The sequence below is a fragment of the Stenotrophomonas sp. 2YAF22 genome (genome assembly GCF_052114665.1).
GTDB classification, from domain to species: Bacteria; Pseudomonadota; Gammaproteobacteria; order Xanthomonadales; family Xanthomonadaceae; genus Stenotrophomonas; species Stenotrophomonas indicatrix.
The window spans coordinates 1-8,641 of sequence record NZ_JBFRFE010000116.1; the positions used below are offsets into that span (position 1 = coordinate 1).

Genomic DNA, 8,641 nt, shown 5'->3' on the forward strand with positions numbered 1-8,641 from the left:
TCCTCAGCCTGTTGCTGGCGGCGTTGGGCACGCTGCCGATGCTGTATTGCCTGCGTGTGGCGATGCGGCGCGTGCCGAATCCTTCCGGTCTGCACGGTCTGCTCCGTGCCGCGTGGGGCAAGCCGCTTGCGGATGTACTGGTGATCGCCCTGCTGCTGGAACTGACGGCGACCACCGCAGGCCTGGCGCAATCGATGGCACGCCATCTGTACGCAGCCGCGGAGGTCATCGATRCCGTGCCCGCACAGTGGATGCCGTTGCCGATGGCGGCGTCGATCATGCTGTTGCTGCTGGGGGCGGCCACCGCTTTGCTGCGGATCCCGCGCGCGCTGTTGCTGGCCTGTGCATTGCTGACGGTGAAGCTGGGCGTTGGCTTGCTGCTGTTGTTGCTGGCGGCTCGCCATGTGCACTACGCCCATTGGATTCCGTGGCTGCCCTCGGCCATCGCGCCCTATCGCTTTGGGTTGGGCGGCGTGCTTGCAGCGAGCGTGGCATTGCTCGGTGTGCTGCTCGGTGCAGGCCTGCTGGCGGGATTCTGCGGCACGGTCCCGCGCGCTCGTTCGCAGATTTCCAGAGCTGCCGGCGCAGCGGTGCTGTTGGCGATGGTGTGGCTGATGGTACTGGCTGCGTTGCAGTCGGGCCTGGTCGAGTTTGCCGCGCTGGCCAGCACGCGACCGCTGTCGGTGGCATTGCAGGGTGTGCCGCAGCTGCAATGGTTGCTGCCACTGTTGCCGTTGGCGGGCGGCGCGGGGCTGGCGGCCCTGCAGATCGTGTTGCTGTTGCTGGCCGCGCGGTTGGGGTTGGAGGTCTGCCCGTCGGCGTGCGGCAATGCGGGCGCCAACGCACGCTTGTTGCTGACGCTTGCACTGACCGTGCTGGGCGCGGTATTGGCGTTGTTGCTGCCGAGAGCTGGCTTCCACAGCTGCCGGGGCCTGCAGGCCTGCTGGTACTGGCCGCCATGTGCGCCGGCGTTGCCCGCAGCCAATGCCAGGCAAGGGCGGCGACCGACGAGCGCAGGCTCCTCCCGATGGTGCTCGCACCTGTGGCGACCGCACTGTGCTTGTTGCCGGCCGTCATGGCCCGCACTTTCGTACCGGTGCTGATGGTCCTGCTTGTGTTGCTGGGCGGCAGGCTCGTCCACCGATATGTCTGGTGTTCCAGGTAGACCTGCCGGCGTGGCGAGCCAAAAAAAAGCCACCCGCGAGGGTGGCTTTTCGATCAGACCGGTGGCGCCGACTCAGTTCGTGGTCGTGGACGGGTTGCCCGCGTCCTGGGTCAGCAGGCGGTTGATGTCCTGCAGCTCGGCGACATCCAGGCCACCCACGGCCTGGCTCAGCAGCAGGCGGTTCTGCAGGAAGTTGTAGCGGGCCTGCGCGTAATCCAGCTGTGCGGAGAACAGGATGCGCTGGTTCTGGATCACGTCCAGCACCGTGCGGGTACCCACTTCCAGGCCGACCTGCGAGGCATCGTAGGCGCTCTGTGCGGAAACCACGGCCAGGCGGCGGGCTTCCACTTCGCTGATGCCCTGCACCAGGGTCTGGTAGGCGTTGCGGGTATTGCGGTCCAGGGCACGCTTCTGCTGCTCGAAACCATCCTGGGCGATGTCACGCTGGGCCAGCGCCTGGCGCACGCCGGACTGGGTGGCGCCGCCAGAGAAGATCGGCACGCTCAGGGTCAGGCCGATGCTGTTGGTGCGTGCATCGGGTGAGAGCGAACCGGCACCGACGCTGTCGCCCCAGGTCGCGCTCTTGCCCCAGCTGCCGCCCAGCGACAGGGTCGGGTAGTGGCCACCACGGGCGGCCTGCACGCCGGCTTCGGCGGCACCGACCTTCAGCTCCTGCGCCTTCAGCGCCGGATTCTGCGTGGTCGCCTGCTGAACCAGCTGGTCCAGATTGCCGCGGTTGGCCGGCACTTCCGGACGGAAATCGGCCGGCAGGCCCTTCAGGTTCATCACCGGCTGGCCGGTCAGTTCGGTCAGGGCTTGGTAGTTGTCGGCCAGCGTGTTCTGCGCAACGATCGCGTTGGCGCGCGCCTGGTCGTACTGGGCGCGTGCTTCGTGCACGTCGGTGATCGGCGCCAGGCCCACTTCCAGGCGCTTGTCGGCGAAGTCGAACTGCTTCTTCGCGGCCGCTTCGTTGGTCTGTGCTGCGTTCAGCGATTCGATCGCCACCAGCACGTTGAAGTAGGCCGCCGAGGTGCGCACGATCAGGTTGTCGTTGGCCGAGTCGAGGGTGAAATCAGCCGCCTTGCTCAGCTCGCGCTGCGAACGCAGGTTGTTGATCTGCGTCCAATTGAACAGCGTCTGGGTGCCATCGACCGTATAGTTGCGACTTTTGCTGGTGAACGAGCCGGAGTTGGCGTCGGCATTCGGCTCGCTGCGCGAACGGTTCAACTGGGCCCGGCCATTGATCTGCGGCAGCAGGGCAGCACGCGCCTGCACGGCGCCTTCCTTGTCGTACAGCCGGGTGGATTCGGCGGCGGACAGCTGCGGGTCACCATTGCGCGCCATTTCATAGACCTGCAGCAGGTCGGCGGCATGGGCGGACAACGGCAGCAGAGCAGTGGCCAGCGCAACAGCGAGGGATCGGCGGATCATTGCGGCTTCCTTGGACTCAGAGGTGGAACTGGGGGGCCGGGGCGGCACCACGCAGGTAATCGATATCGGTCTCGAACAGCGACTCGGTGCTGCCATCGGCCTTCACCAGCAGTGCTTCCATCGCCGGCGAACGGCCCTGGATGACATACAGGCGACCACCCGGACGCAACCACGAAGCAAACTGTGACGGCACCACGTCGACGGCGCCAGTGACACAGATCACGTCGAAGCGGCGTTCGGTCTGCCAGGCCAGGCCATCGGCCACTTCCACGCGCACGTTGGTGCCCAGGCCGGTGGCATCCAGGCGGGCGCGCGCAGCGGCGGCCAGTTCCGGATCGATTTCCAGGCTCAGCACGTCGCGCGCCAGCGCGCCGATGCAGGCCGACAGGAAGCCGCTGCCGGTGCCGATTTCCAGCACTTCGTCACCCGGCTGCAGATCCAGTGCCTGCAGGGTACGGCCCTCGATGACCGGCTTCATCATCTTCTGGCCGTTGCCGATCGGCAGTTCGACATCGGCATAGGCCAGCGCCCGGTGCGCGTCGGCGACAAAGGCCTCGCGCGGCAGGCGGGCCAGGACGTCGAGCACCTTGATGTCCAGCACGTCCCAGGGACGGATCTGCTGTTCCACCATCAGTTCGCGGGCGTGGGCGTAATCAATCGTCATGAGGTTCAAATCCAGCGCAGTGGGCCGGCCATTTTACCGGTGCCGGAGGCCGGCGGCGCGCCCAGAGCATCAGCTGCGGGGTGGCCGGGGTCGCAGTGCCGGAAGTCATCGCGACCTCCGGTTCGTTCAGTTTTGGTTATCCAGCGTTCCCAGCCCCCCGCGGCGCGTAGGCGCGCAGGAAGAAATCCACACTGGCGGCCACATGGATCGCAGCATCGGTCTCGACGGGTGACAGTGGCATGCCGCACATCATATGCATGTGCACTTCGCCCTTCACCAGGGTCAGGAACTGCTGGCCGGCGATGTAGCAGTCGGGGATGTCCAGTTCGCCGCGCTCGGCACGCATGCGCATGAAGTCGGCCAGCGCCTCGCAGGTGCGTTGGGGCCCCGCCTGCCAGAACAGTTCGCGCAGGCGTTCGTCGGTCTCCGGGGCCATCATCACCCGTTGGATCGACAGGGCCGCGTCGGAGGTGATCATCTCGAAGAACGCCATGCCGATGCCCAGCAACTGGTCGCGCAGGGGGCCTTCCACGTCGGCCACGAACAGCGCGTCGGGCAGCATCTCGATGCACTTGGACTGCACAGCTTCGGAGAACAGGGTCTCTTTGTCGCCGAAATGGCTGTATACGGTCAGCTTCGAGACGCCGGCCTGGGCCGCGATGCTGTCCATGCTCACGCCGCTGTAGCCCTGTTCGATGAACAGTGTCTTGGCTGCCTCGAGTATCGCCGCGCGCTTGCCCAGATCCTTGGGGCGCCCGGGACCGGCAGCCTTGGCAGCGGGCTTGGCCGACGGCTTTCGGGAAGTGGGAGAACTCATCCCGCTAATACTAGACCAAGCGGTTCGATATTTATACTATACCGGCTGGTTCACTAATGTCCGCGTTGCAACAGTATGTTGCCGGCGCGTTCCCCCCGGATTTCTTTTCAGGTCCTGTACCTCATGAAAAACATGCGTTGGTTGGGCGTAGGCGTACTGGTCGTGGTGTTGGCAGCGTGCGGCAAGCAGGCCGTCGAGCCGGTGGCGGCCATCCCGGTGCTGGTGGTGCATCCCACCACGCAGGATGGACAAGCCGCGGCCGCCTACCCCGGCGAGGTGCGTGCCCGCCAGGAAAGCCCCCTGTCGTTCCGGGTTGGCGGCAATCTGGTCAAGCGTCACGTCGACGCAGGCGAGCGGGTGAAGAAGGGCCAGCTGCTGGCTGAGCTGGACGCGGCCGACTATGCCTCGCAGGCGGCGGCGTCGCAGGCGCAGCTGGCGGCGGCGGAAGCAGACCTGGTGCGCGCCCGCGATGACCAGAAGCGCTACGCCAAGCTGGCTGAAGACCAGCTGGTGAGCCGCTCGGCACTGGACCAGCAGACGGCGGCGTTCAAGGCCGCGCAGGGCCAGGCCAACGCCGCCCGGGCAAACCTCGCCGTGGCCCGCAACCAGGCCGAGTACGCGCAGTTGCGCGCGCCCGCCGATGGCGTGATTGCCAGCCGCCAGGCCGAAGCCGGGCAGGTCGTGAGCGCTGGGCAGACGGTGTTCACCCTGGCCGCCGATGGTGGCCGTGAGGTGCTGATCGCGCTGCCGGAAAGCAGCATCCGTGACTACAAGGTCGGCCAGTCGGTGCAGGTGGAACTGTGGAACCGCCCGGGCCAGCTGCTGCCGGGCACCCTGCGCGAGATCGCCCCGGCCGCCGATGCACAGGCGCGCACCTATGCCACGCGGGTCAGCCTGGCGCCGGAAGCACTGAGCGAAGTGGAACTGGGCCAGAGTGCGCGGGTGTTCGCCACCGCCGGGCGCAGTGGTGCGTTGCAGCTGCCGCTGGCGGCCGTGCTGCGCGGCAGTGATGGCAAGGCCAGCGTGTGGGTGGTCAATCCGTCCAATGGTGCATTGAAGGCAACGCCGGTGCAGGTGGGTGCCTACGGCGCGCAGGCCGTGCCGGTCGTGTCCGGCGTGGGCGCGTCGGACTGGGTGGTCGCTGCCGGCGGYCATCTGCTGCGCGAAGGCCAGGTGGTGACGCCGGTCGACCGCCAGAACCGCCCGGTGCTGGCACCGTCGGCTGCCAAGCCGGCGCCGGCCGCAGGCAAGGGGCACTGACCCGTGCGCCGCTTCAATCTCTCCGAATGGGCGCTGGGCAACCGTGCGCTGGTGTTGTTCGCGATGCTGGCGTTCGCCGTCATCGGTGCCTGGTCGTACAAGCACCTGGGCCAGTCTGAAGATCCGCCCTTCACCTTCAAGGCGATGGTGGTACGCACGATGTGGCCGGGCGCCACCGCCGAGCAGGTCTCGCGGCAGGTGACCGAGCCGATCGAAAAAGCGCTGATGAACACCGGCGAGTACGAATTCATCCGTTCGTACTCGCGGCCGGGCGAATCGCAGGTGATCTTCATGGCGCGCGACAGCCTGCGCTCCAAGCAGATCCCCGACCTGTGGTACCAGGTGCGCAAGCGCGTGGGCGATGTCCGCGCGACGCTCCCGAGGGAAATCGTCGGTCCCTTCTACAACGATGAGTTCRGCGACACGTTCGGCAACATCTACGCGTTGACCGGCGAAGGCTTCGACTACGCGGTGATGCGCGACTATGCCGACCGCATCCAGCTGGAGCTGCAGCGCGTGCCCGACGTCGGCAAGATCGACCTGGTCGGCCTGCAGGACGAGAAGGTGTGGATCGAGCTGTCCAACACCAAGCTGGCCACGCTGGGCGTATCGCTGCAGCAGGTGCAGCAGGCGTTGGCTGACCAGAACGCGATCAGCGCCACCAGTTTCTTTGAAACCCCGACCGACCGCGTGCAGCTGCGCGTGACCGGCCAGTTCGATTCGATCGAGGACATCCGCAAGTTCCCGATCCAGGCGGGCGAACGCACGCTGCACTTGGGCGACATCGCCGAGGTCAAGCGCGGCTTTGCCGATCCCTCTTCGCCGAAGATGCGCTTCATGGGCCAGGATGCGATCGGCCTGGCGGTGGCGATGAAGGACGGCGGTGACATCCTCAAGCTGGGTGCCACCCTGGATGCCGAGTTCGAACGCCTGCAGAAGACCCTGCCGGCCGGCATGCAGCTGCGCAAGGTGTCCGACCAGCCGCATGCGGTGGAAGAGTCGGTGGGCGAGTTCGTGCAGGTGCTCACCGAGGCGGTGGTGATCGTGCTGCTGGTCAGCTTCTTCTCGCTGGGCCTGCGTACCGGCCTGGTGGTGGGCGTGACCATTCCGCTGGTGCTGGCGATGACCTTCTTCGTCATGCACTACTTCGACATCGGCCTGCACAAGATCTCGCTGGGTGCACTGGTGCTGGCACTGGGCCTGCTGGTGGACGATGCGATCATCGCGGTGGAGATGATGGCCACCAAGATGGAGCAGGGCTACGACCGCCTGCGCGCGGCCAGTTTCGCCTGGGAGTCCACGGCCTTCCCGATGCTGACCGGTACCCTGATCACCGCTGCTGGCTTCCTGCCCATCGCTACTGCTGCATCGAGCACCGGTGAATACACCCGCTCGCTGTTCCAGGTGGTGACCATCGCGCTGGTGGTGTCGTGGATTGCCGCAGTGCTGTTCATCCCGTACCTGGGCGACAAGATGCTGCCGGACCTGTTCAATCCGCAGCTGCCGAAGCCGGACAGTCTGGCCGGCCGCTGGCGCGCCAAGCGCCTGCAGTGGGCCGACCGGCATCCGGCCTTGGCGCGCTGGATCGCACCGAAGGAACATGCACACGACCACGATCCGTACCAGCGGCCGTTCTACACCCGCTTCCGGTCGTTCCTGGATACCTGCCTGCGCCATCGCTGGTGGGTGATCGGTGCGACCATCGCCCTGTTCATCGGCTCGCTGATGCTGTTCCGCTTCGTGCCGCAGCAGTTCTTCCCCGATTCGACCCGCCCGGAACTGATGGTGGACATCGAGCTGGCCGAAGGTGCATCGCTGGCCGCGACCCAGGCACAGGCCGACAAACTGGAGAAGCTGCTGAAGGGCCGCGAAGGCATCAGTAACTACGTGGCCTACGTCGGTACCGGTTCGCCGCGCTTCTACCTGCCGCTGGACCAGCAGCTGCCGGCGACCAACTTCGCCCAGTTCGTGGTGCTCACCGAAGACGCCAAGGCCCGCGAATCGACCCGCGACTGGATGCTGAAGGAAGTGATAAAGCAGTTCCCCGATGTGCAGATGCGCGTGACGCGCCTGGAGAATGGGCCGCCGGTCGGCTATCCGGTGCAGATGCGCGTGTCCGGCGAACACATCGCACAGGTGCAGGCAATTGCACGCCAGGTCGAGGCCAAGGTGCGCGAGAACCCGCACGTGATGAACGTGAACCTGGACTGGAGCGAGCCGAGCAAGGTGGTGCGGCTGGTGATCGACCAGGACCGTGCACGCGCACTGGGTGTCAGCAGTGCCCAGGTCAGCCAGTTCCTCAGCAGCTCGTTGTCGGGCATGAGCGTGAGCACCTATCGCGAGGGCAATCGCCAGATCGAGATGCTGCTGCGTGGCCCGGACAACGAGCGCGCGCAGCTGGATCTGCTCGGCAGCCTGGCGATCCCGACCAGCAGTGGTACCGCGGTGACGCTGTCGCAGGTCGCGCGGCTGGAATACGCCTTCGAGGACGGCATCATCTGGCACCGCAACCGCCTGCCGACGGTGACCGTGCGTGCCGACATCAGCGATGGCATGCAGCCGCTGGACGTGGTGCAGCAGATCGTGCCGACGCTGGATGGCATCCGCGGCGAGCTGCCCAGCGGCTACCTGCTGGAAACCGGCGGCTCGGTGGAGGATTCGGCACGCGGGCAGAACTCGATCAAGGCCGGCATGCCGCTGTTCCTGATCGTGGTGGCCACGTTGCTGATGCTGCAGCTGCGCAGCTTCTCGCGTGCGGCGATGGTGCTGGTGACCGCACCGCTGGGCATCATCGGTGCGACGTTGTTCCTGCTGCTGTTCCGCGCGCCGTTCGGCTTCGTGGCGCTGCTGGGCACCATCGCGCTGGCCGGCATGATCATGCGTAATTCAGTGATCCTGATCGACCAGATCCAGCAGGACATCGATGCCGGGCATGACCGTTGGCATTCGATCATCGATGCGACGGTGCGGCGTTTCCGCCCGATCGTGCTGACCGCGCTGGCGGCGGTGCTGGCGATGATTCCGCTGTCGCGCAGTGCGTTCTACGGCTCGATGGCGATTTCGATCATGGGTGGGTTGATCGTGGGCACGGTGCTGACGCTGGTGTTCCTGCCGGCGTTGTACGCGGCGTGGTTCCGGGTCAAGCCGGATGAATCCGGGGCGTGATGCCCCGGGTTTCCCGGCCACCGGGCTGAGCCCCCTCTGCGGTGGGTTCAGAAGCGGGATCGCTTGTTGGGCCGGGTGGGCAGGTGGGCTGGGGGACGCCGCAAGTACGTCCCTGTAGGCTCGGGCGCGCCATCCATGG

6 protein-coding genes are annotated in these 8,641 nt (G+C 66.4%); 3 read left to right on the forward strand and 3 right to left on the reverse strand.

From position 1 onward, the window contains the following. The coding region (locus AB4Y84_RS06930) for a hypothetical protein (RefSeq protein ID WP_442249919.1) at nucleotides 1-1,103 on the forward strand (1,103 nt) is incomplete at its 5' end. A 134-nt stretch (nucleotides 1,104-1,237) separates the two neighbouring features. Here AB4Y84_RS06930 and AB4Y84_RS06935 read toward each other — a convergent pair. From AB4Y84_RS06935 to AB4Y84_RS06945, 3 genes are all read right to left on the reverse strand, one after another. Then, on the reverse strand, nucleotides 1,238-2,596 hold the full coding sequence (locus tag AB4Y84_RS06935; protein WP_442244370.1) for a TolC family outer membrane protein: 1,359 nt from the start codon (nucleotides 2,594-2,596) through the stop codon (nucleotides 1,238-1,240). Between the two features lie 16 nt (nucleotides 2,597-2,612). Further along, nucleotides 2,613-3,260, reverse strand: coding sequence for a protein-L-isoaspartate O-methyltransferase family protein (locus AB4Y84_RS06940; RefSeq protein ID WP_032975442.1), 648 nt, complete (start codon nucleotides 3,258-3,260; stop codon nucleotides 2,613-2,615). 136 nt (nucleotides 3,261-3,396) lie between these two features. Next, on the reverse strand, nucleotides 3,397-4,077 hold the full coding sequence (locus AB4Y84_RS06945) for a TetR/AcrR family transcriptional regulator (protein WP_442244369.1): 681 nt from the start codon (nucleotides 4,075-4,077) through the stop codon (nucleotides 3,397-3,399). 123 nt (nucleotides 4,078-4,200) lie between these two features. Here AB4Y84_RS06945 and AB4Y84_RS06950 point away from each other — a divergent pair, with 123 nt between their 5' ends. Both AB4Y84_RS06950 and AB4Y84_RS06955 read left to right on the forward strand, forming a co-directional pair. Next, complete coding sequence (locus AB4Y84_RS06950) at nucleotides 4,201-5,337, forward strand: efflux RND transporter periplasmic adaptor subunit (protein WP_442244368.1); 1,137 nt, start codon at nucleotides 4,201-4,203, stop codon at nucleotides 5,335-5,337. A gap of 3 nt (nucleotides 5,338-5,340) precedes the next feature. Beyond that, on the forward strand, nucleotides 5,341-8,502 hold the full coding sequence (locus AB4Y84_RS06955; RefSeq protein ID WP_442249920.1) for an efflux RND transporter permease subunit: 3,162 nt from the start codon (nucleotides 5,341-5,343) through the stop codon (nucleotides 8,500-8,502). Nucleotides 8,503-8,641 lie beyond the last annotated feature (139 nt).